Raw genomic sequence first — 22,367 nt, 5'->3', positions numbered from 1 at the left:
TCAGGTTAATTCATGCACGTTACTAATCATTCGATCAATGCAATTATGCGTATTATTTTTTTAGTCTTCTTTTTATTGTGGGGCGTTCAGGCCATTGCTGCGGCCGTCGAGGTCAAGAATTTCGATACTCCAGAGCAGGAACGCGTTTACAACTCGCTGATTTCAGAGTTACGTTGTCTGGTTTGTCAAAACCAGACTATTGCCGATTCGAACGCCGATTTGGCGAAGGATTTGCGTGCCCAAGTCTACAAAATGCTGCAACAAGGCAAATCAAGGCAGGAAATTGTCGATTTTATGACTCAGCGTTATGGCGATTTCGTATTGTACAATCCTCCGATGAAGGCTAAGACCAGTTTATTATGGTTGGCGCCGTTATTGTTTTTAGTGATCGGTTTATTGGTTGCTTGGAGTGTCGTGCGTAAAAAACGTTTGGCGACTCGTTCCGAGTCTGCGCATGATTCCGCGCAATCGGAAGAAATTCGCCGCTTATTGGAACAAGGAGATGATCGGTGACGACAGAATTTTGGCTGACCGCAAGCGTTTTGATTGCGATAGCGTTTGCGTTTGTATTGCCGCCCTTATGGCGTCGACCGGGTTCAATAGATATTGAAACGGAGCGTTTCAACGTCGATATTGCTAAGCAGCGTTTACTGGATTTAAAAGAACAGCGCTCGGCCGGAACGATTACGGCTGATGAATACGAAGACTTATACCAAGAATTGCAATCGGTGCTGGCCGATGATTTGCAAACTGAGTCGGTTTCGCGGCAATCGGAATCATCCGGTCGGTGGTTGATCGTTCTGGCATTGATTGTTATTCCGTTGGTTTCGGTGACTTTGTACCGCACTTTAGGTAACGCCGATGCGTTGTTGCCGGAAGCGGACAGAACCGCTCAGCAGATGGATGAAATCAATGCGATGGTTTTAGGATTGGCGCAGCGTTTGCAAAGCCAACCCGACGATGCGGAAGGTTGGTTGATGCTTGGGCGTTCTTACAAATATATGAATCGCTATGCCGAATCGGCGCAAGCCTTTTCGGAGGCATATCGTCTGTTGGGTGATAGAGCCGATGTGCTGCTTCAGTACGCCGATGCGTTGGCGATGGCTAATGATGGTCGGTTGGCCGGGAAACCGGCGGAATTTGTTGCGAAGGCACTTAAATTGGCACCGGATGATTCGACGGCATTGTGGTTGTCGGGCATGGCTAAAGCCGAAGCGGGTAAATATGACGAAGCCTTACGGCATTGGCAAAAATTAGCCGCGCAAATGCCGAAAGGCTCAGAGCCATACCGTGAGGTTCAGGGTTTGATTGCGCAAGTCATGGAGAGGCTAGGTACGGCGCCTGTCGAGCAGCAGCCGGCAGCTATTGCTAAAGGCCTTAAAGTCAATGTAGCTATCTCCGACGAATTGCAAGGCGTCGTTTCCGCCACCGATACCGTATTTGTTTATGCTCAGGCATTACAGGGCCCACCTATGCCGCTAGCGATCGTTAAGATGCAAGTGGCTGATTTACCGGTAACAGTTGTGTTGAGCGACGAGCAGGCAATGATGCCGGCGATGAAGTTGTCTAACTTTGATCGCGTTAAAATTAGTGCCCGGATTTCGATGTCGGGCCAGGCAGAGTCACGTCCAGGCGATTGGATCGGTATCGTGGAGAGCGTTGCACCGGCTGAAACAGAGGGCGTTACTATAACGATCGATCAAAAGGTTCAATAATGGACCAGTCCTTAACGTTCGATCTCGATCTCATCCATCGTTACGATCAGGCCGGGCCTCGATATACATCTTATCCGACTGCGTTGGAATTACACGAGAATTTCGGCGAAGCGGATTATTTACGTCATATCGAGCAATCGAATAGGCTTGGAGGGCCGTTATCGCTTTATTTTCACATTCCGTTTTGCGATACGGTCTGTTACTACTGCGCGTGCAATAAGATCGTGACCAAAAATCGCGCGCATGCCGAGCCGTATTTGAACGATCTTTGTCGCGAAATCGAAATGCAGGGCGCTTTGTTCGATCGAGGTCGTGTCGTCGATCAATTGCATTGGGGTGGCGGAACGCCGACTTTCTTGAATGAGAGCCAAATGCGGCGGCTGATGGCGTCGACTCGCCGGTATTTCAATCTGCGCGAGGATGACGAAGGGCAGTACTCTATCGAAGTCGATCCTAGAGAAACCGACGATCGGACAATAGCCGTGCTGCGGGAATTGGGTTTTAACCGGATTAGCTTGGGTTTGCAGGATTTCGAACCCGATGTGCAAAAAGCGGTCAATCGCATTCAAACCGAACAGGAAACTTTTGCGGTATTGGAGGCGGCGCGCAACGAAGGTTTTCGTTCGACCAGTATCGATTTGATTTACGGGTTGCCGCTACAGACTGTAGAGTCGTTTTCACGAACATTGGAAAAGGTTCTTGAAGCCTCGCCCGAGCGGTTTTCGGTCTTCAATTATGCGCATTTGCCGCAGCGTTTCAAAACTCAGCGCCAGATCGATGATGTCGATATACCGGCTCCCGAGGTCAAGTTGGCAATTTTGCAAATGGTGATTCAGCGCTTGACCGAAGCCGGTTATGTTTATATCGGCATGGATCATTTCGCAAAACCGAATGACGAATTGGCGGTTGCTCAGCGCGAAGGGAAGCTGTACCGAAATTTTCAGGGCTATTCGACACACTCCGAATGCGATTTGATTGGTTTGGGGATTACTTCAATCGGTCGAGTGGGCGATGCCTACATTCAAAATGTAAAAGATCTTGACACTTATCGGCAAACGATAGAGCAGGGACGTTTGCCTGTGTTCAAAGGGTTTGAATTGAGCCGGGACGATAAACTGAGGCGAGCGGTCATCAGCGGGTTGATCTGTCACTTCGAGCTTGAATTCAGGACGCTGGAGCGCGAGTTCTCAATCGATTTCAAGACATACTTCGAGCAGGAATTGATTAAGTTGCAGAAAATGGCCGAAGATGGACTTTTGACGATCGATACCGACCAAATTTTAGTACGGCCTGCCGGTCGTTTGCTGATTCGCAATATCTGTATGGTATTTGATCGTTATCTTACTGAAAAGCAACAGTTTTCGAAGGTTATTTAAATTTCCTTAGACATGGAGCTTGCGTTTTTCGCAAAATCCATGTCCGAAGAAATGCACGAAAACCGGTTTTAGCTCTCTTCGTCGCCTTTTTTTGGCTGCAATTAAACCAAAACGGTTTTCACGTAGTGCTTCGTGAATGCCCTTAGCGGTTCTCTGTGTTGTAAATATTGACTAAATAAGCTGTTGATCGCAAGCGGTGTCAGATAGGCATAAACACCAACGCCGGTTTGCGCAATAAATTCAGCGCTTAGCATTTCGATGAATGCGGACTGTGCTTGGCTTGTGATTTCTATAGTTTGATTTTCCATTGTCGTCACCTCTGATCAATGTTGTTTCATAATAAATGAAGCAATATCAAGGCCCATCTAATCAAAATAAGTATTTTCAATGATTTAGCCATATGTTATTAAAGAGCGTATTAGACTTTTGTAAAAAAAAGTGACAGAAACGGCAGGTCTGTGACGCTTTTGTGTCAAAAATGGCGTTTGTGCTGAACGTTTTGCAGTCTTGCGCCATTTGTTGCGCTAGCCCTATTTGAGAAGCTTTGATAAAGTCGTAAGCTCTTCGACTCTCGTTCGACATTTTGTTATAATCACCCAGTTTTGGTATCTCGCGTAATTCCATTGGATGTAAGGATTTTTTAAGTCTTTTCGGAATTATCCCATTGAAGGAAACCGCTTGCCGATTTAGGTAACGGGCTTTATTTTTGTAAAAAACGGATCAATGTCGGACTTCGCTAAAGAAATTATTCCTGTCAATCTCGAAGACGAGATGAAACAGTCCTATCTCGACTATGCCATGAGCGTCATAGTCGGCCGCGCGCTCCCCGATGTTCGGGACGGCCTGAAACCGGTGCATCGCCGCGTTCTCTATGCAATGAGCGAACTTGGCAATGATTGGAATAAAGCTTATAAAAAATCCGCGCGTGTAGTCGGTGACGTGATCGGTAAATATCACCCTCATGGCGATACCGCGGTTTACGACACGATCGTTAGGATGGCGCAGCCGTTTTCTCTGCGTTATATGTTGATTGACGGGCAAGGAAATTTCGGGTCGGTCGACGGTGACTCGCCGGCGGCTATGCGGTACACCGAAGTTCGCATGGCCAAGATTGCGCATGAATTATTGGCCGATATCGATAAAGAAACCGTCGATTTCATACCGAACTACGACGAATCGGAATCCGAGCCTAAAGTTTTGCCGACTCGGGTGCCGACGCTTTTAATCAACGGTTCGTCGGGTATCGCGGTCGGCATGGCAACCAATATTCCGCCGCATAACCTAACCGAAGTCGTCAGTGCTTGTCTTGCACAAATCGAAAATCCCGAAATTACGATTAGCGAGTTGATGCAATTTATTCCGGGACCCGATTTTCCGACGGCGGCAACGATCAACGGAGCTGCCGGTATTCGAAGCGCCTATGCCACGGGGCGAGGCAAAGTCTATTTACGCGCTCGCTGCCATTTCGAGGAAATCGGCGAAAGCGGTCGTTATGCGATCATTACGACCGAGTTGCCGTATCAGGTCAATAAGGCCAGGCTGTTGGAGAAAATAGCCGAAATGGTCAAGGAAGCCAAGCTTGAGGGTATCTCCGGTTTGCGCGACGAATCCGACAAGGATGGTATGCGCATGGTCATCGAGCTACGGCGCGGGGAAGTTCCCGAAGTGGTGCTGAATAATCTGTACAAGCAAACGCAAATGCAGACGGTATTCGGTATCAATATGGTTGCGCTTTTAGGCGGTCGTCCTCATTGCATGAATCTGAAAGAGATTCTCACGGCCTTTATCGATCACCGCCGGGAAATCGTCACGCGCAGAACGGTTTATAATTTGCGCAAGGCGCGGGATAGGGCTCATATCCTGGAAGGCTTGGCAATCGCTTTGGCTAATATTGACGAAATGATCGCATTAATTAAATCGGCTAAAGACTCGGCGGAAGCGAAATCCGGACTCTTGTCCAGGACTTGGGAAGCCGGCTTGGTGAATACCTTGCTTGATCGTGCCGATGCCGACCGATCCAGGCCCGAGGATTTAACGCCTGAATTCGGTTTGGTAGACGGTTACTACCGATTATCCGAAACGCAGGCAGCCGCGATTTTAGATTTGCGCCTGCACCGTCTGACCGGTCTCGAGCAGGAAAAAATCGTCAATGAATATAGGGACTTGCTTAAACTGATTGACGAGTATTTGGAGATTCTAGGCAGCGATGTCCGGTTGATGGAGGTTATTAAGGAAGAGCTCGAAGCCATTAAAGCCGAATACGGCGACGAGCGGCGCACCGAGATTTTGCAGGATCATCTTGATTTGACCGACGAGGATTTGATTACCGAGGAAGATATGGTCGTGACCGTATCGCACGAAGGTTATGTCAAGGCGCAGCCGCTCGACGATTATAAGGCGCAGCGGCGCGGCGGTCGGGGCAAATCGGCGACGGCAACGAAGGAAACCGACTTTATCGACAAATTGATCGTTGCGAATACGCACGATACGATTCTCTGTTTCTCTTCGCTAGGTAAGGTCTATTGGCTCAAGGTATATCAATTGCCGGTTGCGAGCCGCGCCTCGCGAGGCAAGCCTTTCGTCAATTTACTGCCGCTGGAATCCGGGGAAAATATTAACGCCTTGCTGCCGGTTAGAGAGTTCAGTGCCGATAAGTTCATTTTCATGGCAACCGCGAACGGCACCGTTAAGAAAACGCCGCTTCCCGAATTCGAGCGTCAGCGCACCAACGGTAAAATCGCGATCGATTTGCGAGAAGAAGATGCCTTGGTCGGTGTGGCCGTGACCGACGGTCAGCAAAATATCTTACTATTCTCGACCGACGGCAAGGCGGTTTGTTTCAACGAAGAGGATGTTCGCTCAATGGGACGGACTGCGGCGGGTGTGCGCGGCATTAGACTACAGCCGGGGCAAAAAGTCATTTCGCTGATCGTATCGGCTGAAGGAACTGTATTGACGATCACCGAAAACGGCTACGGTAAACGGACGCATTTGAAAGAATTCGTGCGTAAAGGCCGAGGCGGGCAGGGCGTGATTTCGATACAAACGTCCGAGCGTAACGGTAATGTCGTCGGGGCGGTATTGGTGTCCGAGCGCGATGAAATCATGCTGATTACGAACGGCGGTACCTTGGTTAGGACCCGCGTCGATGAAATATCGATCGTCGGCCGGAATACGCAAGGCGTTACGGTTATTCGCCTCGACAAAAACGAAAAAGTAGTTGGAGTCGATCGAATAGAAGGTTTGGCCGAAGACGAGGACGCCGGAATGGAAGAGGAGTCCGATTTAGGTGGGGAAGTCAATAATGAAACAGAGATAGAACAGGACTCGGGAGAACAAGAATAATGGCCAGAATATATAACTTCAGCGCGGGACCGTCGGCATTACCCGAAGCGGTACTTCGGCAGGCGCGCGATGAAATGCTCGAATGGCAGGCTAGCGGCATGTCGGTGATGGAAATGAGTCATCGAGGCAAGCATTTTTCGACGATTGCCGAACAATTGGAAGTCGATTTACGCGAATTGATGGCGATTCCCGAAAATTATAAGGTCTTGTTTTTACAAGGCGGCGCGACCGGCCAGTTTTCATTTATTCCTTTGAATCTATTGCGGGGCAAGACTAAAGCTTGCTATATCAACACCGGAGCCTGGTCCGAGAAAGCGATTAAGGATGGCGGGCGGTTTTGCGAGGCGATTGTTTCGGCCAGTTCCGAATCCGAAAAATTCACCACGATACCAGATGTGACCGGATGGCAAATCGATCCGAATGCGGCGTATTTGCACTACACTTCGAACGAAACGATACACGGCGTTGAATTTCCGTTTATCCCGGATGCGCAGGGATTGCCGTTGGTTGCCGACATGTCGTCGAATATTTTGTCGCGCAAGATCGACGTAAGCCAATTCGGCTTGATTTATGCCGGAACACAAAAAAACATGGGGCCGGCCGGGGTCACCGTCGTAATCGTACGCGATGATTTGATCGGCGAGGCCGACTCCCGCTTGCCCGATGTATTCAATTACGCGGTACAGGCCAAAAATCAATCGATGTTAAATACGCCGGCATCTTACAATTGGTATCTGGTCGGTTTGGTGTTGAAATGGCTCAAATCGGCCGGCGGTGTCGATGCGATAGAAGCCGTCAACATCAGAAAAGCGGCGAGTTTGTATGATGCAATCGATAGTTCTTCGTTATATACCAATCCGGTGCAAACCGAATTTCGTTCGCGAATGAACGTACCTTTCATCTTATCCGATGCATCGCTCGATAAAGAATTTTTAACCCAAGCCGAAGCCAATGGGTTCGCCGAATTAAAAGGGCATCGTTCCGTTGGCGGTATGCGTGCGAGTATTTATAATGCAATGCCTGAGGAAGGCGTAAACGCTTTAATTGAATTCATGGCCGAATTCGAAAGAACCCGAGCCTGAGTATTGCAACATGACTTCAATTACTCCTCTTGCCGATTTAAGGGCACGAATTGATTCGATCGACGAACAGATTCTGCAGTTGATCAATCAACGCGCGTCTTGTGCCATCGAAGTGGCTAAAACCAAGATGGCGGAAGGTGAATCGGGATGTTTTTACCGGCCGGATAGGGAGTCGTTGGTATTAAGACGGGTTAAGGCGCTCAATCAAGGTCCGCTTGCCGATGAAACCGCGATGCGTTTTTTTAGGGAGTTGATGTCGGCCTGTTTAGCGCTTGAAAAACCATTGGACGTCGCGTTTTTGGGGCCGGAAGGTACTTTTACTCAACAGGCAACGATTAAGCATTTCGGGCATGCGGTCAATGCAGTGCCCGCTACGACGATCGCGGAAATATTCAATGCGGTCGAAAACGAGCATTGTCAGTTCGGCGTCGTGCCGGTCGAAAATTCGACAGAAGGCGTGGTCAATCATACCTTGGATCGGTTCGTTAGTTCGCCGCTGAAGATTTGCGGCGAGGTTGAATTACGGGTTCATCATAATCTAATCGGTAATGCCGGGAGTCTTGAGGATATCGCGGAGGTTTTTTCGCACCAGCAATCCTTGGCGCAGTGCCGTCAATGGTTGGATCTGCACTTGCCCGATGCGAAACGTACCGCTGTCAACAGTAACGGTGAGGCGGCTCGCTTAGCTGCCGGTTCGAAAGATAAAGCGGCGATAGCTGGAAAATTCGCTGCCGAACTTTACGGGCTCTCGGTCATCGAAGGCAACATCGAGGACGAGTCGAATAATACCACCCGATTCATCATTATCGGTCGCCAGATTTCAGGGTCGACCGGTAAGGATAAAACCTCGCTGTTGGTGTCGACCGGCAATCAGCCGGGCGCGCTTTATCGAGTCTTGGAGCCGTTCGCGCATCACGGTATCGGCATGATGCATATCGAATCGAGGCCGTCGCGTCAAGGTCTGTGGGATTATGTGTTCTTTATTGACATCGAAGGTCATGCCGAGGACGAAAATGTCGCGGCGGCGTTAAAAATGCTGGGTGCCCGAGTCAGTATGTTGAATATATTGGGATCGTACCCGAAGGCGGTTTTATAAAAATGAAACGCGTAAATTCCGGAGCGTCTAGCTTCTTGATAGTCGGCTTAATCAGCGTTATTCGTGCGTATAACGTTTAAAATCATATTTATTAATGAATATCACCGATAATTTTTATTCCCTGGCCACGCCTGGCGTGCAGCGCCTTATTCCTTATGTTCCCGGTAAACCGATCGAAGAACTCGAGCGCGAATTAGGTCTGAGCGATATCGTTAAATTGGCATCGAATGAAAACCCGCTAGGGCCGAGTCCAATGGCGTTGGCGGCGATTCATGCGACCTTGCCGGATTTGGCGCGTTACCCCGATGGTAACGGCTTCAAGTTGAAACGCGCGTTGGCCGAAAAATTTAGCGTCGATATGTCGCAAATTACATTGGGTAACGGTTCTAATGAAATTCTGGAGTTACTGGCCAGAGCTTTTTTAACACCGGCTCATGAAGTGATTTTTTCGCAGCATGCATTCGCCGTTTATCCGATTGTGACGCAGGCCGTCGGTGCTACCGGCGTCGTTATTCCGGCGCGCGAATACGGGCATGATCTCGATGCGATGTTGGCGGCGGTCAATGATAAAACCCGGCTTATTTTTATTGCGAATCCAAATAATCCGACCGGCACCTTATTGGCGCCCGATGAGCTGCGCCATTTTATTGCGGCATTGCCGAGTCATGTGCTTTGCGTCTTGGACGAAGCTTATTACGAATTTATCGACCCGCAAAGCCGTGCCGACTCAATCGCCTGGTTGATTGCCCATCCCAATTTGATCGTGACCCGGACTTTTTCCAAGGCATACGGATTAGCGGGCTTACGTGTCGGTTACAGTTTTTCCAATCCGAGGGTTGCCGATTTTTTGAATCGAGTGCGCCAACCCTTCAATAATAATATGCTTGCATTGGCGGCGGCTGAAGCGGCGCTTGCAGATCATGAGCATTTGCAACGTACGATAGCGACCAACAACGATGGCATGCAGCAGTTAATCGATGGATTCCGTCAGCTCGGACTGGAATGGATTCCGTCGGCCGGCAATTTTGTATCGGTCGATGTCAAGCGTTCGGGAGACGGCGTTTATCAGGCTTTGTTGCAAAAAGGCGTCATCGTAAGGCCGGTCGCGAATTACGAAATGCCCGACTATTTGCGCATTAGTATCGGTACGCCCACCGAAAATAGCCGTTGTCTCGAGGCGTTACAGGCTGTGCTCGCTGATGTTTAATAAGCTGTGTCTGATTGGCGTCGGGTTAATCGGCGGCTCGATAGCTCGTGCTGCACGCGATCGAGGCTTGTGTAAGACTATCGTCGCTTACGGTCGTGAAATAGATCTCGATAATTTGAAAGAAGCTCGGCGGTTGGGTGTCGTCGACGAGTATTTTATAAACCTCGAAGCGGCCGTGAAGGATGCCGACTGCATCGTCATCGCGACGCCGGTCGGCGCAATCGAAAAGGTACTTGGCGAGTTGCAGCCTTATTGGTCCGATCGAGCCGTTTATTCCGACGTCGGCAGTACCAAAGGCAATGTCGTCGATGCCGCTAAGCGAGTGTTCGGGTCCGTGCCGAGTAATTTTGTCCCGGCCCATCCGATTGCCGGAGCCGAACAAAGCGGTGTAACGGCTTCGGTGAATGGTTTATTCGATGATAAGCGACTGATTATCACGCCGGTTGAGCAAACCGATCCGAAGGCGACGGCATCAATTCAGCAGTTTTGGCAGCGCTTGGGAGCGATCGTGTCGATCATGGAAGTCGATCATCATGATGCGATACTAGCCGCGACCAGTCATTTGCCGCATTTATTGGCTTTTGTGTTGGTCGATTTGCTCGGACGTAAGGACGAGCAAGTCGAAATATTTAAATACGCAGCCGGTGGTTTTAAGGATTTTACGCGCATCGCTTCAAGCGATCCGACCATGTGGCTGGATATTTGTTTGGCCAATAGACAAAAATTAATACCGCTGATTCAACAGCTTAAACAAGAATTGGATACGATGGAACTGGCTCTCGAAAACGACGATAGCCAGCAGATTTTTCAAACCTTCACATACGCGGGTCAAGCCCGGCAGCGTTTTCTCGATCAATTGACAAATTAAAATGGCTAAAACGATAACTTTCACTGTACAACCCGGCGGTTCATTAAATGGGCAAGCAAGGGTCCCTGGCGACAAGTCGATTTCTCACCGTTCTATCATGCTCGGTTCGCTGGCCGATGGCGTCACGCATGTCAAAGGCTTTCTCGAAGCCGAAGACGCATTGGCGACGCTACAGGCATTCAGAGACATGGGGGTCGTTATCGAAGGGCCGAAAAATGGCGAATTGACGATTCATGGGGTCGGCAAACACGGTTTGAAGGCGCCGCAAAAACCATTGTATCTTGGCAACTCGGGCACATCGATGCGCTTACTCTCCGGGTTGTTGGCAGGGCAGGCTTTCGACTCGGTATTGACCGGCGACAAATCCTTGTCCGGCAGGCCGATGAAACGGGTTACCGATCCGTTGGCGCAAATGGGTGCGGTGATTGAAACGACGGAAAAGGGCACGGCGCCGCTGCATATCAAAGGGCAGGCCGGCAAACTTAAAGGCATCGATTATCAAATGCCAATGGCTAGCGCGCAAGTCAAATCGTGTTTGTTATTGGCTGGGATGTACGCAGAAGGGGCGACCCGCGTTACCGAGCCGGCGCCGACACGCGATCATACCGAGCGGATGCTGAGCGGTTTTTCGTATCCGGTCGAAAAAGATGGGGCCAGGGTGACGATTACTGCCGAAGGTAGACTCACGGCGTCCGATATCGATGTGCCCAGCGATATTTCTTCAGCGGCGTTTTTTTTGGTCGGAGCATCCATTGCGCCAGGTTCCGATATCGTGCTGAATCATGTGGGTATCAATCCTACTCGTACCGGTGTGATCGATATTCTGCGACTGATGGGTGCAAATATCGAAATATTGAACGAGCGTATCGTCGGTGGAGAACCGGTAGCCGATCTGCATGTTAAATCGGCACCATTGAAAGGCATCGATATTCCTGAGGAATTGGTTCCGCTGGCGATCGATGAATTTCCGGTATTGTTTGTTGCTGCGGCTTGCGCCGAAGGACAAACCCGTTTGACCGGCGCCGAAGAACTCAGGGTCAAGGAATCCGACCGGATTCAAGTCATGGCCGATGGCTTAAAAATTTTGGGAGTCGATGCTCAGCCGACGCCGGACGGCATGATCATCCAAGGCGGAAAAATCGGTTCGGGTTCGGTCGAGTCGCATGGCGACCATCGTATCGCGATGGCTTTTTCAATTGCCGGGCTCAGAGCCGACGGAAAAATCGTCATCAACGATTGCGAAAACGTCAATACATCCTTTCCGGAGTTCATAGAGATCGCTCCGGCCCTGGGTTTAAAACTGCAGTCCGAGCAAGGCTAATGTCGGTTCCGGTATTGACAATCGACGGTCCGTCCGGCGCCGGTAAAGGCACGGTCAGTCGGGCAATTGCGAGAAAATTGGGTTGGCACTATTTGGACAGCGGTTCGATCTATCGTTCGTTGGCCATTGCCGCCATTGCCGCAGGAGCCGACTTGAGCGACGAGGCGGTTGTTGCGGAAGTTGCCAAAGCGATGGTATTGGAGTTCGAATCCGCCGACGAATTGACCGTTAAGCTTGATGGTAAGGATATAACCGGTCAATTGGGTCTTGAAAGTACAGGCAATGCAGCTTCGGTGGTCGCCGCGTTGCCTGAAGTTAGAAAGGTTCTACTGCAAAAACAAAAGGATTTTAAAAAGCCGCCCGGTTTGGTTGCAGACGGTCGGGACATGGGTACCGTCGTATTTCCTGATGCTCAAAATAAGGTGTTTTTAACGGCAAGTGCTGAAGAAAGAGCGATGCGCCGATATAAACAGTTGAAAGAAAAAGGAATTGATGCTAACCTTTCGCTCATTACTCAAGAGATTGAAGAGCGGGATCGCCGCGATCAACAGCGCAAAGCCGCGCCGTTGATGCAGGCTAATGATGCTGTTTTTATCGATTCTTCCGATATGTCCATCGAGACGGTCATTGAGCAGATAGTAAATTTGATTCGCTGAGTAGTATTTACATACGCCGCAAGCAGTATTAAGCGGCTTTTTTTTTAACCTTGATAACTTATATGAAGCTTGTGCCTATTTACAACAAGCTTGGGAAAGAAGAACAATGAGCGAAAGCTTTGCTGAATTATTTGAAGAAAGTTTAGCCAAGACCGAAATGCGTCCTGGTGCAATGTTAATGGGTACCGTTGTCGATATCGAAAATGAATTCGTGATTGTCAGCACCCAAGCCAAATCAGAGGGTGTGATCCCGAAATGGCAGTTTTTGAATGCCGATGGTGATTTGGAAGTAGAAGTCGGCGATGAGATCGAAGTCGCTCTCGATTTATTTGAAGACGGCTTGGGAGCCACTCTTCTTTCCCGCGATAAAGCCAAGAAAAACAAAGCTTGGATCGAATTGGAACAGGCCTTCGAAAAAGAAGAAACCATTACCGGCCGTATTACCGGCAAGGTTCGCGGCGGCTTTACCGTTGCCGTGGGTGCGTTGAGAGCGTTCCTGCCCGGTTCATTGGTCGATGTTCGTCCTATCAGGGATACGACTTTCTTGGAAAACCGCGATCTGGAATTCAAGGTTATCAAAATCGATCAAAAACGTAACAATGTTGTATTGTCGCGTCGCGCTGTCGTAGAAAAAGAATACAGCGAAGAAAGAGAAGAACTGCTCAAATCCTTGCATGACGGCGCCGAAGTCACCGGTATCGTCAAAAACCTGACCGATTACGGCGCCTTTATTGACCTGGGCGGTATTGATGGCTTGTTGCATATCACCGATATGGCGTGGCGCCGAGTTCGTCATCCTTCCGAGTGTGTTGAAATAGGCCAGGAAGTTAAAGTCAAGGTCCTAAAATTCGATAAAGAGAAAAACCGCGTTTCGTTGGGCATGAAACAATTGGGTGAAGATCCATGGCAAAACATCGCTCGTCGTTACCCGGCCGGTACTCGCGTATTCGGTAAAGTCAATAACCTGACCGATTACGGCTGCTTTATCGAAATCGAAGAAGGCGTTGAAGGTTTGGTGCACGTTTCCGAAATGGATTGGACCAACAAAAACGTCAATCCTTCCAAAGTCGTGCAATTGGGCGATGAAGTCGAAGTCATGGTTTTGGAAATCGACGAAGAGCGTCGCCGCATTTCGTTGGGTATGAAGCAATGCCAAACCAATCCATGGGATGAATTTGCCGCGACTCATAACAAAGGCGACAAAATTTCCGGCAAAATCAAATCGATCACCGATTTCGGTGTTTTCATTGGACTGGATGGCGGTATTGACGGTTTGGTTCATATGTCCGATATTTCTTGGACCGACGATACTGAAGCTGCCGCGCGCGATTACAAGAAAGGCGACGAGGTAGAAACCGTTATTTTGGCAGTCGACGCGGAGCGTGAACGTATTTCGTTGGGTATTAAGCAACTTGAGCAAGACCCGTTCCAAAACTACCTAGCACTGCATGAAAAAGGCAGTCTCGTTAACGGAACGATTAAAGAAGTCGATGCGAAGGGCGCTGTCATCACATTAGCCGATAATGTTGAAGGTTACCTGCGTGCTTCCGAGATTCAACGCGACCGCGTTGAAGATGCTCGGACGTTACTGAAAGAAGGCGAGCAAATCGAAGCGAAGTTTATCGGTGTCGATAAAAAGAGCAAATCGATTTCCTTGTCGATTAAGGCAAAGGATCAGGATGAAGAGTCCGAAGCCCTCAAAGACTATACTCAACAGCCTGCGGGTACGCCTACCTTGGGCGATATCTTCAAGCAAATGGAAAAGTAAAGTCATGCAGACGGGTGCGCCATGGGGCGCACCCTTTTGATTTTATTCATTTTCGCAGGATAGAATGTGACAAAATCGGAATTAATAGAAGCACTCGCAAAACATCAGCCGCATCTAGCTTTAAAAGATGTCGAGTTGGCGGTCAAATGCATCATCGAACAGATGAGTCAGTCGTTGTCTTCCAATGAAAGAATAGAAATTAGGGGGTTTGGCAGCTTTTCGTTACGTGAACGCGAAGCTAGAATGGGGCGCAATCCTAAAACCGGTGAGTCGGTGGCCCTGCCCAAAAAATATGTACCGCACTTCAAGCCCGGTAAGGAGCTTAGAGATAGGGTTGATATGTCTCGCGAGCATTGCAAAATAACGGATTAATCGCCGTTTCGTCAAACTGCTTGGCATTGTTAAATATTCCTTTGCCAATCCAGTGTTTCATAAATTAGGCACTGACAGATATTCCCAATCAACGTAACAATTGGACAATAATGAAATTTCTCTCGATCGTTATTTTCATCAGTATTTTCATTGTTGCGTTGATCTTTTCCGTTCTAAATTTTCACACAGTTCAAATCCATTTTTATTTCTTTACTATTTCGATGCCGCTCACTTTGGCTTTAACGTTAGAGTTGCTGGCGGGTATTATCATTGGCGTATTGGTTTCCGGTATTAGTTCATTTAAATTGAAAAGCCAATATGCAAAATTAATGAAGAAAATCGAAAAAGGTCAATAGTCCTTAATCGGATAGCTAACCATGGAGTTCACATATTTCATGGGAAAATTCATATAAATCGTCAACCATCGGCGACCTCAAGTAGGACGAATCGGTTCTACTACATCAATCAAGCGAAGCATTGTTACTCCCTTTATATACTCCTCGTAGATCAAAATTCGGCGCCGGGGTGCCCGTCAAAGGACGCCGTGAATACGTCCCTGTAGGCTCTATGCCAGCTCCATGCTGGCAAAGCCTTTGCCGAGCACCCCGGTGCCTCCTTAGACACTGCCGAAATTTGAAGTGCGAAAGGTATAATCAATCAAGCGAAGCGTTGTTATGTTGAGCTTTCTCATGCACGAATAATCAAGGCAAGAGACGCGTACTGCGCTCGACCCGCCAATATCAAACAAGTTCGGAAAACCATGTTTTGACCTTAAGTCTAGTTATGATATAGTCATTTAATGAGAATCATTATTACTTATTATATTGTTTTGGGTATCCAAGACTAAGAGGCTAAGCGAATGAACTTAAGTTTAAAGAACCTCATCGTTGGCGATTGCGGCCGCATAACCGGATTCGATAAATCTGCAAAGGCCTACCGAAAACGCTTGTTGGCGATGGGCTTAACGCCCGGCACACAGTTTTGTGTCACTCGCTTTGCTCCAATGGGGGACCCGGTCGAGATAAAGCTGCGTGGTTTTTCATTGACATTACGCAAGGATGAAGCATCTGTCTTATTGATCGAGAAAATTTAATGGCAATCGATTTTACGATAGGCGTCGTCGGTAATCCGAATTGCGGTAAAACGACGCTGTTCAATATTTTGACAGGCTCTAAACAGCATGTAGGCAATTGGCCGGGTGTGACCGTCGAAAAGAAAACCGGCGAATATCGATTCGATCATAAAATCGTCCGTGTGGTCGATTTGCCCGGTACCTACTCCCTGGAAGCGGCCGATGACGATGTTTCTCTCGATGAGAAAGTAGCCAGAGACTATGTAGCGGCTAGGGAAGCGGATTTGATCATTAATATCGTCGATGCGTCAAATATCGAACGTAATCTATATTTGAGTTCCCAGCTTCTGGAAATGCGGGTGCCGATGATGATCGCGCTGAACATGATCGATGCCGCTCGTCTAAAAGGCGTGGCGATCGATGTCGATGAACTGTCCAATCTATTGGGTTGCCCGGTTGTGCCAATCAGTGCATCGACCGGAGAAGGGATAGGGCATTTAAAAGAAGTCATCAATCGTGCCGCGCAGGATAAGCCCGTTCCGAGTCTCGATATTCCTTATGCGCCGACTTTGGAACAAGCTATCGGCAAATTGTCGCCATTATTGCAGCCGCTGGCCGAACAGCACCATTGCGACCTGCGTTGGTTGACCGTTCGTTTGCTCGAAGACGACACTTTGGCCAAACAAATTGCCGGCCATGAACTCAAAGGGACTGTTGCGGCGCTGCAACGACAAATTGAAACCGAAGCTGATGACGAAATCGATATTCTAGCCGCCGACGCCCGCTATGGATTCGTCAATTCATTGACTCAGCGTTGCGTGATCCATACTCAACAATTAAATCGGCATACCACCGAGCGAATTGATGCCTTGGTGTTGAATCGCTTTTTAGGCATACCGATTTTTTTGCTGGTGATGTATTTGATGTTCATGTTCACGATTAATATCGGCAGCGCTTTCATAGATTTTTTTGAACAAGTGACCGGAGCTTTTTTTGTCGATGGTTTAGCGTTTGTATTAAATCAACTGAATTGGCCGGAGTGGTTAGTGGTTTTAATCGCTCAAGGCGCGGGCGGCGGCGTTCAGGTTGTCGCGACATTTATTCCTATTGTCGGGTTTCTTTTTATGGTGTTATCCGCTTTGGAGGATTCCGGCTACATGGCGCGTGCCGCTTTCGTGATGGACCGTTTTATGCGCATGATGGGTTTGCCGGGAAAATCTTTCGTGCCGATGATCGTCGGTTTCGGTTGTAACGTACCTGCAATCATGGCGACCAGAACGCTGGAAAATCAACGTGATCGTATTCTAACCAATATGATGAACCCGTTCATGTCCTGCGGTGCTCGGTTGCCGGTTTATGCTTTGTTCGCGGCGGCTTTTTTCCCGGTCGGCGGACAAAATTTAGTGTTCGGATTGTATTTGATCGGCATTGCGGTGGCGGTTTTTACCGGCCTGATTATGCGCCATACCTTATTCAAGGGCGAGGCCACGCCATTTATCATGGAACTGCCGGCTTATCATATTCCGCGCCTGCGGAGTGTTTTACTTAGAACTTGGGATCGACTCAAAACTTTCATTTTCAATGCCGGTAAGGTGATCGTGCCGATGGTATTGGTTTTGAACTTTCTCAATGCGATGGGTACGGACGGTAGTTTCGGTCGTGAAAACAGCGATCAATCGGTACTAAGCGAAATAGGCCGTGGCTTGACGCCGGTATTCAAACCTATGGGCATAGAGAGCGACAATTGGCCGGCCACGGTCGGTATTTTTACCGGCGTGTTGGCTAAAGAGGCCGTAGTCGGTACTTTGAATGCTCTTTACAGCCAAATGGCGTTCGATGAGGCTGAGGCTGACGATGAAGGTTTCGATTTAGTCGCAGCCCTGAGTGAGGCGGTGAAGACGATTCCTGAAAACTTATTGGGTGTTGCCGGCAATCTGTTGGATCCATTGGGGCTCGACATTGAAACCGCAGTCAATGACCAAGACGTCGATGCAGGAACCTACGGGGCAATGCGAGTCAGTTTCGACGGTCAAGCCGGGGCTTTCGCCTATCTATTATTCATTTTATTGTATGCGCCTTGCGTTGCGGCGACGGCGGCGATCTATCGAGAAACTAATCTGGGCTGGACATTGTTTGTCGTCTTTTGGACGACCGGTATTGCCTATATGACCGCGACATTTTTCTATCAATTATCGACCTTTAGCGATCACCCGAGTTATTCGTTGACATGGTTGATTGGGCTAAGTCTTTTCTTTTTATTGGTGTTGTTAGTGTTGCGCTTATCCGGGAGAAATTCCAGCAACCCCGTACAACAGGAGAAAACCGGTGATACTGTCCGATCTTAGAGACTATATCAAGCAAAGGCATAAAGTGGCGATGGTCGATCTGGTCAATCATTTCGATATGGATGCCGATGCGATAAGAGGCATGTTGGGCAAGTGGATCAGTAAAGGAAAAATTAAATCGTCATCGCCGAATGGGTCATGCGGAACCAGTTGTTGTAAATGCGACCCGGCATTGACCGAATTTTATGAATGGGTTGATTAAAAAAGATAAAAGATGAAAGGTGAAAGATGAAAGGTGAATTCGCTGTTACCCAAGCTCCAGCTTGGGAAATCGGTATGCGAAGCTCTAGCTTCGCGAAGTAAGGAAGGTGGGCGCTATTTTTCACTTAAAACACGATCGGATTAAATTCATGTCGTTTGATAGCGTGTTTTTTCTCCAAATTTGAAATGACAGCCAAAAAACATCCGAACGAGGTTTAAAACTTAAATTTCGTCTAAAATGCTTAATATCTTTGAATTGATAGGAAGCACATAATGTCCGAGCAACCCTTAAATAGTATTCTGATCGGCTATCTTTCCGAAGTGCGCGGCGATGGCATGGAGGCCAGAATAGCGGAACAGCATTCTTCCGATTTGCCGATTATTCGAATCGGTAATGAAGAAATCCTTGCCGGTCATATTGGTTCGTATGTCGTTATAAGGCAAGGAACAATTGGCGTTCTGGCTTTGGTTTTTAAAATGTGGGAGCGCGATCGTTTCGATTCGGTCGGGATACGCAAGGCGGATCGGTTTATTTCGTTGATTCCGGTCGGGGAAATCCAGGAAAACGGCACATTTGTTCGCGGCGTTAGACATTATCCGACGCCCGGTGCAAAAGTTTACGCTGTCGGCTTAAGCGAAATTAACGCTATTTTTTCTGCCTTTAGAGATTACGAATTTTTTATCGGCCAGTTAGCGTCGCATAAGGAATATCATCTCAGTCTCGATCCTCGCGCTTTATTCGGACGGCATTTTGCGATCATCGGGCAATCCGGTTCGGGTAAGTCCTGGACAGTCACGAGTTTGATTCAGCATACCATCAAGGCCATGCCGAAGGCTCATTTGATCATGTTGGATCTCCATGGCGAATATTGTTGGAAGGACGATAATGGCGCGATTCAATCGGCATTTCCTAGCGACATAGTCAACTATGTCGATGCGATGGACATGGAGATGCCTTATTGGATGATGAGCTATGCGGAATTGGTCGATCTCTTTATCGATCGCAACGATAGCGGCGCTTCGATGCAGATGGCATTCATGCGTGAAATCTTGCAACAACTCAAGCGGAAGGAAGCAAAGGAAATCGGTTTAGGCGTGGTTTCGATCGATACGCCGATTTATTTTTCCCTAGCCGAATTGTATATGCAGTTCAAGAACGCCAATGAAGAGCGTAAGGATTTCGGTAAAAGCAAAGGCGCCTTATTTGGTCAATTCGACGAATTTTTAGTCAGAATGCAAAGCCGATTCAATGATGTGCGTTACGATTTTTTATTAAAGCCGAAAAAACGTAACACTTCCGCCGGTATGGCCGATTTACTTCGGCAGTTCATCGGATTGGGCGATAACAAGGCCAATATTACCGTTGTCGACTTAAGTTCGGTGCCGACCGATGTTCGGCCGGCCGTTTCCGCACAAGTGGGCCGGTTGGCCTATGAATTCAATTATTGGAATCCGAAACGCAGGGAATTTCCGATCACGCTGATTTGCGAGGAAGCTCATGCTTATATCCCGCGTGAAAAAGGCGGTCAATTCGAAGGTACGAAAAAGATGATGGAGCGTATCGCAAAGGAAGGTCGAAAATACGGCGTTTCGATCGGTGTAATTAGCCAACGGCCGACCGAATTATCGGAAACGATGTTAGCCCAATGCAGTTCGTTTTTTTGCCTGAGAACTACCAACCCCGAGGATCAAGCTTATATACGCGGATTGGTTCCGGAAGCCGAAGGCGACTTGACCGATATTTTAACCTCGCTCGGAAGAGGTGAGGCGTTAGTGCTGGGTGAGGCTGCGCCGTTGCCGACGCGCGTGCAGATCTATCGCCCTAATCCCGAGCCGAAAAGTAATGACGTGGATTATTATACGGGTTGGCGTGAAGGCCCTGACGATTTGGATGTGGATCAAATTGTGCAGTTATGGCGCACTCAAACCCGAAAATAATGTCTTCTTTTACTCTCTAGGTGAATTTTGGTCCACACCTGCGTTTAACCTAAAAAATGCAGTTGAGAGCCTCAAACTACCGTTCGCGCTGAGCCCTTCGGCTGCGCTCAGGAGAGCCTCTCGTCGAAGGATGGGCGGTAGTTTGAGGCTTCACCTGGCCGGTGAAAGTGTTGTAGACCGTTCATGCTTCGACTTGGCTCAGCACGAACGGTCTACAACACATGCCAACTGTTCTTTTCAGGTTTAAACGGCGATATCGATAGTGGTGCCAAACTTAGGGTCGGCGTTTTCCTGCGTTTGTTTGAGAAGTTCAATTCTGGCATCGCTTGCCATTCTGGCGGCGTTGGCTGCCACACTAAAATCTTGAGAGGATGGTTGCGCCGGAGCAAGTGCCGCCCTGCGAATAGATTCGGCTTTTCTCAGCGTTGCCTCCGGATCGCCGGGGACCGGCGATGTGTCGATTTGGACTTCGCCGCCAATAGCGTAGCGGTTTCCGTCGGGTCCGGTTTGATAGGAAAAGCTTGCGCCGCTGACGGCAATGCCCGCGGCGGCATTCACATGCGCTTGCTCATGAGCTCTAACTTCGGCGTCTCGGGCCTTTAATGCCTCGATTTGACGCTGTTCCTCGATAGAAAATTGCGCATCATCCGCAAGGCTTGTGTCTCGTCCTTGGATTTGAGTGTCGTTTTCGGAAGCGTTAGGATTTTGTTCGGCAGCTACCGTATTTCGAAAATTAAATCCTACAAAAGCGGGTTGAATGTTGGTTAATTCCGGCAGCATAATCTCACCTTTTGCCAATGTTTCATTTGTTAGCCTGCACTGTTCGATAGGGTTTAAAATTTCCGCTTAGGAATATGCACAAAATAACTTATACAAGTAGTAGGCTTTGTGGCGGTTTGGTGACTCGTTTGACAGGACGCCGTGAATACATCCATGTAGGCTTGGCGGCGGAATCTGATTGCCATGGATGGCATGAATGCAGATTTTGCAGGAGCAAAAATCTGCCCTGCCGCCGACACCTGTCAATCGAGCCACCAACCCCCCTTCCAAAACTATTTCATGCTCGTTCCTTAGGAATATGCACAAAATAAGTTCTTCAAGCAATACCCTTTGATGCGTTCGGTGACTCGCTTAACAGGACGCCGTAAATACGTCCCTGTAGCCTCTATGCCAGTTCCATGCTGGCAAAGCCTTTGTCGAACGCCCCGACGCATCCTCTGCCATTGCCGAAATTTGAATTGCGAAAGGTATACAACCGTATTTTAAGGTTGATTGGCTCTGAAAATTCCATGAAAGGTGCCTGAAAGGAATCGGCATTACAATGCCTCACGACTTAAACGGAATGTGCCGTATTAGGTTTTAGTTTAATTTTTAAACTCTGTTCATCTTTATTTTTAAGGAGTCAACAAGCATGGCAAAAATCAGTAATTTACGCGTAGGCGAATCATTGGTAGGCGACGGCAACGAAGTCGCGCACATCGATCTGATTATCGGCCCACGCGGTTCGGCTGCCGAAACCGCTTTCGCAAATTGCCTGACCAACAACAAAGACGGTTTCTCCAGCTTGCTGGCTGTTGTTGCCCCTAACTTGATGGTAAAACCCTCGACCGTGATGTTCAATAAAGTCACGATCAAAGGTTCCAAGCAAGCCGTACAAATGTTCGGACCCGCTCAGCGTGGTGTGGCGATGGCGGTTGCCGATTCGGTCGAAAACGGCACTATTCCTGCCGACGAAGCCGACAATCTGTTTATTTCGGTAGGTGTTTTCATCCACTGGATGGCTGAAGACGACGCCAAAATTCAACAATACAACTACGAAGCGACCAAAGAAGCTATCGAGCGTGCCGTTGCCGGTTCTCCAACAGCTCAGGAAGTTGTCACCGGAAAAGCGACTGCGACGCATCCATTTGCGGCAAATTAAGGAAAAAGTTGACCGTTTCCGGCCGGGATGGCCGGACAAATCGGCAGGATAGCCGGTTTGCATTGACTCGAAGGATAATGTGAA

General features: G+C 48.6%; 20 protein-coding genes. 18 read left to right on the top strand and 2 right to left on the bottom strand.

The genetic code is table 11. From position 1 onward, the window contains the following. The first annotated feature begins 12 nt into the window (after window positions 1-12). Genes EQU24_RS14415 through hemN form a run of 3 tightly spaced genes read left to right on the top strand, consistent with a single transcriptional unit; the run spans window position 13 to window position 3,091 of the window. Window positions 13-513, top strand: a complete 501-nt coding sequence (locus EQU24_RS14415) for a cytochrome c-type biogenesis protein (protein WP_017838821.1) — start codon at window positions 13-15, stop codon at window positions 511-513. Further along, the gene (gene ccmI / locus EQU24_RS14410) at window positions 510-1,715 is read left to right on the top strand and encodes a c-type cytochrome biogenesis protein CcmI (protein WP_017838822.1); all 1,206 of its coding nucleotides are present in this window, start codon (window positions 510-512) and stop codon (window positions 1,713-1,715) included. The genes EQU24_RS14415 and ccmI overlap by 4 nt, the downstream gene beginning before the upstream one ends. Next, window positions 1,715-3,091 (top strand): oxygen-independent coproporphyrinogen III oxidase, encoded by a 1,377-nt coding sequence (gene hemN / locus EQU24_RS14405; protein WP_017838823.1) that lies wholly within the window; start codon window positions 1,715-1,717, stop codon window positions 3,089-3,091. The genes ccmI and hemN overlap by 1 nt, the downstream gene beginning before the upstream one ends. Before the next feature lie 101 nt (window positions 3,092-3,192). Here the strand turns inward: hemN and EQU24_RS14400 are convergent, their stop codons facing one another. Next, on the bottom strand, window positions 3,193-3,399 hold the full coding sequence (locus EQU24_RS14400) for a hypothetical protein (protein WP_017838824.1): 207 nt from the start codon (window positions 3,397-3,399) through the stop codon (window positions 3,193-3,195). A gap of 415 nt (window positions 3,400-3,814) precedes the next feature. Between EQU24_RS14400 and gyrA the strand changes: the two genes are divergently transcribed. The 14 genes from gyrA to EQU24_RS14330 all read left to right on the top strand — a co-directional run bounded on the left by gyrA (window position 3,815) and on the right by EQU24_RS14330 (window position 20,362). Continuing rightward, window positions 3,815-6,436, top strand: coding sequence for a DNA gyrase subunit A (gene gyrA, locus EQU24_RS14395; protein ID WP_017838826.1), 2,622 nt, complete (start codon window positions 3,815-3,817; stop codon window positions 6,434-6,436). Continuing rightward, on the top strand, window positions 6,436-7,518 hold the full coding sequence (gene serC / locus EQU24_RS14390; RefSeq protein WP_017838827.1) for a 3-phosphoserine/phosphohydroxythreonine transaminase: 1,083 nt from the start codon (window positions 6,436-6,438) through the stop codon (window positions 7,516-7,518). The genes gyrA and serC overlap by 1 nt, the downstream gene beginning before the upstream one ends. A gap of 10 nt (window positions 7,519-7,528) precedes the next feature. Then, on the top strand, window positions 7,529-8,614 hold the full coding sequence (gene pheA, locus EQU24_RS14385; protein WP_017838828.1) for a prephenate dehydratase: 1,086 nt from the start codon (window positions 7,529-7,531) through the stop codon (window positions 8,612-8,614). Window positions 8,615-8,708: 94 nt separating this feature from the next. Then, entirely contained in the window at window positions 8,709-9,821 is a 1,113-nt protein-coding gene (gene hisC, locus EQU24_RS14380) for a histidinol-phosphate transaminase (RefSeq protein WP_017838829.1), read from the top strand. Then, window positions 9,814-10,689, top strand: coding sequence for a prephenate dehydrogenase (locus tag EQU24_RS14375; protein ID WP_017838830.1), 876 nt, complete (start codon window positions 9,814-9,816; stop codon window positions 10,687-10,689). Before hisC ends, EQU24_RS14375 begins: the two co-directional genes overlap by 8 nt. Before the next feature lies 1 nt (window position 10,690). Beyond that, window positions 10,691-12,010, top strand: a complete 1,320-nt coding sequence (gene aroA / locus EQU24_RS14370) for a 3-phosphoshikimate 1-carboxyvinyltransferase (RefSeq protein ID WP_026129956.1) — start codon at window positions 10,691-10,693, stop codon at window positions 12,008-12,010. After that, window positions 12,010-12,666 carry a (d)CMP kinase gene (cmk, locus tag EQU24_RS14365; RefSeq protein WP_017838832.1) on the top strand — a complete coding sequence of 219 codons (657 nt, stop codon included), beginning with the start codon at window positions 12,010-12,012 and terminating at the stop codon, window positions 12,664-12,666. The genes aroA and cmk overlap by 1 nt, the downstream gene beginning before the upstream one ends. Before the next feature lie 106 nt (window positions 12,667-12,772). Continuing rightward, on the top strand, window positions 12,773-14,434 hold the full coding sequence (gene rpsA / locus EQU24_RS14360) for a 30S ribosomal protein S1 (protein ID WP_017838833.1): 1,662 nt from the start codon (window positions 12,773-12,775) through the stop codon (window positions 14,432-14,434). A gap of 66 nt (window positions 14,435-14,500) precedes the next feature. Beyond that, window positions 14,501-14,806 carry an integration host factor subunit beta gene (locus EQU24_RS14355; RefSeq protein ID WP_017838834.1) on the top strand — a complete coding sequence of 102 codons (306 nt, stop codon included), beginning with the start codon at window positions 14,501-14,503 and terminating at the stop codon, window positions 14,804-14,806. 110 nt (window positions 14,807-14,916) lie between these two features. Next, window positions 14,917-15,162 (top strand): lipopolysaccharide assembly protein LapA domain-containing protein, encoded by a 246-nt coding sequence (locus tag EQU24_RS14350; RefSeq protein WP_017838835.1) that lies wholly within the window; start codon window positions 14,917-14,919, stop codon window positions 15,160-15,162. A 503-nt stretch (window positions 15,163-15,665) separates the two neighbouring features. Then, window positions 15,666-15,899, top strand: a complete 234-nt coding sequence (locus tag EQU24_RS14345) for a FeoA family protein (RefSeq protein ID WP_014148944.1) — start codon at window positions 15,666-15,668, stop codon at window positions 15,897-15,899. Next, window positions 15,899-18,223, top strand: coding sequence for a Fe(2+) transporter permease subunit FeoB (gene feoB / locus EQU24_RS14340; protein ID WP_017838836.1), 2,325 nt, complete (start codon window positions 15,899-15,901; stop codon window positions 18,221-18,223). The genes EQU24_RS14345 and feoB overlap by 1 nt, the downstream gene beginning before the upstream one ends. Next, window positions 18,204-18,425, top strand: coding sequence for a FeoC-like transcriptional regulator (locus EQU24_RS14335; protein ID WP_017838837.1), 222 nt, complete (start codon window positions 18,204-18,206; stop codon window positions 18,423-18,425). The genes feoB and EQU24_RS14335 overlap by 20 nt, the downstream gene beginning before the upstream one ends. Window positions 18,426-18,697: 272 nt before the next feature. Continuing rightward, complete coding sequence (locus tag EQU24_RS14330; RefSeq protein ID WP_017838838.1) at window positions 18,698-20,362, top strand: ATP-binding protein; 1,665 nt, start codon at window positions 18,698-18,700, stop codon at window positions 20,360-20,362. 243 nt (window positions 20,363-20,605) lie between these two features. Here EQU24_RS14330 and EQU24_RS14325 read toward each other — a convergent pair whose 3' ends face one another. Beyond that, window positions 20,606-21,142, bottom strand: a complete 537-nt coding sequence (locus EQU24_RS14325; protein ID WP_017838839.1) for a putative metalloprotease CJM1_0395 family protein — start codon at window positions 21,140-21,142, stop codon at window positions 20,606-20,608. Between the two features lie 631 nt (window positions 21,143-21,773). On the opposite strand from EQU24_RS14325, the gene fae reads away from it, so the two are divergent. After that, the gene (gene fae / locus EQU24_RS14315; protein ID WP_017838841.1) at window positions 21,774-22,283 is read left to right on the top strand and encodes a formaldehyde-activating enzyme; all 510 of its coding nucleotides are present in this window, start codon (window positions 21,774-21,776) and stop codon (window positions 22,281-22,283) included. Window positions 22,284-22,367: the final 84 nt, after the last annotated feature.

Source organism: Methylotuvimicrobium buryatense, from assembly GCF_005931095.1.
GTDB lineage: Bacteria > Pseudomonadota > Gammaproteobacteria > Methylococcales > Methylomonadaceae > Methylotuvimicrobium > Methylotuvimicrobium buryatense.
Note: the sequence above shows the minus strand (reverse complement) of the source record. Positions and strands in the feature narration are given on the sequence as shown.

Bases quoted from the DNA above. Each gene is read 5' to 3' on its own strand.
- feoB (WP_017838836.1), top strand. From the start codon at position 15,899: ATGGCAATCGATTTTACGATAGGCGTCGTCGGTAATCCGAATTGCGGT.
- aroA (WP_026129956.1), top strand. From the start codon at position 10,691: ATGGCTAAAACGATAACTTTCACTGTACAACCCGGCGGTTCATTAAAT.
- EQU24_RS14415 (WP_017838821.1), top strand. From the start codon at position 13: ATGCACGTTACTAATCATTCGATCAATGCAATTATGCGTATTATTTTT.
- rpsA (WP_017838833.1), top strand. From the start codon at position 12,773: ATGAGCGAAAGCTTTGCTGAATTATTTGAAGAAAGTTTAGCCAAGACC.
- fae (WP_017838841.1), top strand. From the start codon at position 21,774: ATGGCAAAAATCAGTAATTTACGCGTAGGCGAATCATTGGTAGGCGAC.
- EQU24_RS14325 (WP_017838839.1), bottom strand. From the start codon at position 21,142: ATGCTGCCGGAATTAACCAACATTCAACCCGCTTTTGTAGGATTTAAT.
- serC (WP_017838827.1), top strand. From the start codon at position 6,436: ATGGCCAGAATATATAACTTCAGCGCGGGACCGTCGGCATTACCCGAA.
- hemN (WP_017838823.1), top strand. From the start codon at position 1,715: ATGGACCAGTCCTTAACGTTCGATCTCGATCTCATCCATCGTTACGAT.
- gyrA (WP_017838826.1), top strand. From the start codon at position 3,815: ATGTCGGACTTCGCTAAAGAAATTATTCCTGTCAATCTCGAAGACGAG.
- EQU24_RS14345 (WP_014148944.1), top strand. From the start codon at position 15,666: ATGAACTTAAGTTTAAAGAACCTCATCGTTGGCGATTGCGGCCGCATA.
- EQU24_RS14375 (WP_017838830.1), top strand. From the start codon at position 9,814: ATGTTTAATAAGCTGTGTCTGATTGGCGTCGGGTTAATCGGCGGCTCG.
- hisC (WP_017838829.1), top strand. From the start codon at position 8,709: ATGAATATCACCGATAATTTTTATTCCCTGGCCACGCCTGGCGTGCAG.
- EQU24_RS14350 (WP_017838835.1), top strand. From the start codon at position 14,917: ATGAAATTTCTCTCGATCGTTATTTTCATCAGTATTTTCATTGTTGCG.
- EQU24_RS14330 (WP_017838838.1), top strand. From the start codon at position 18,698: ATGTCCGAGCAACCCTTAAATAGTATTCTGATCGGCTATCTTTCCGAA.
- EQU24_RS14400 (WP_017838824.1), bottom strand. From the start codon at position 3,399: ATGGAAAATCAAACTATAGAAATCACAAGCCAAGCACAGTCCGCATTC.
- cmk (WP_017838832.1), top strand. From the start codon at position 12,010: ATGTCGGTTCCGGTATTGACAATCGACGGTCCGTCCGGCGCCGGTAAA.
- pheA (WP_017838828.1), top strand. From the start codon at position 7,529: ATGACTTCAATTACTCCTCTTGCCGATTTAAGGGCACGAATTGATTCG.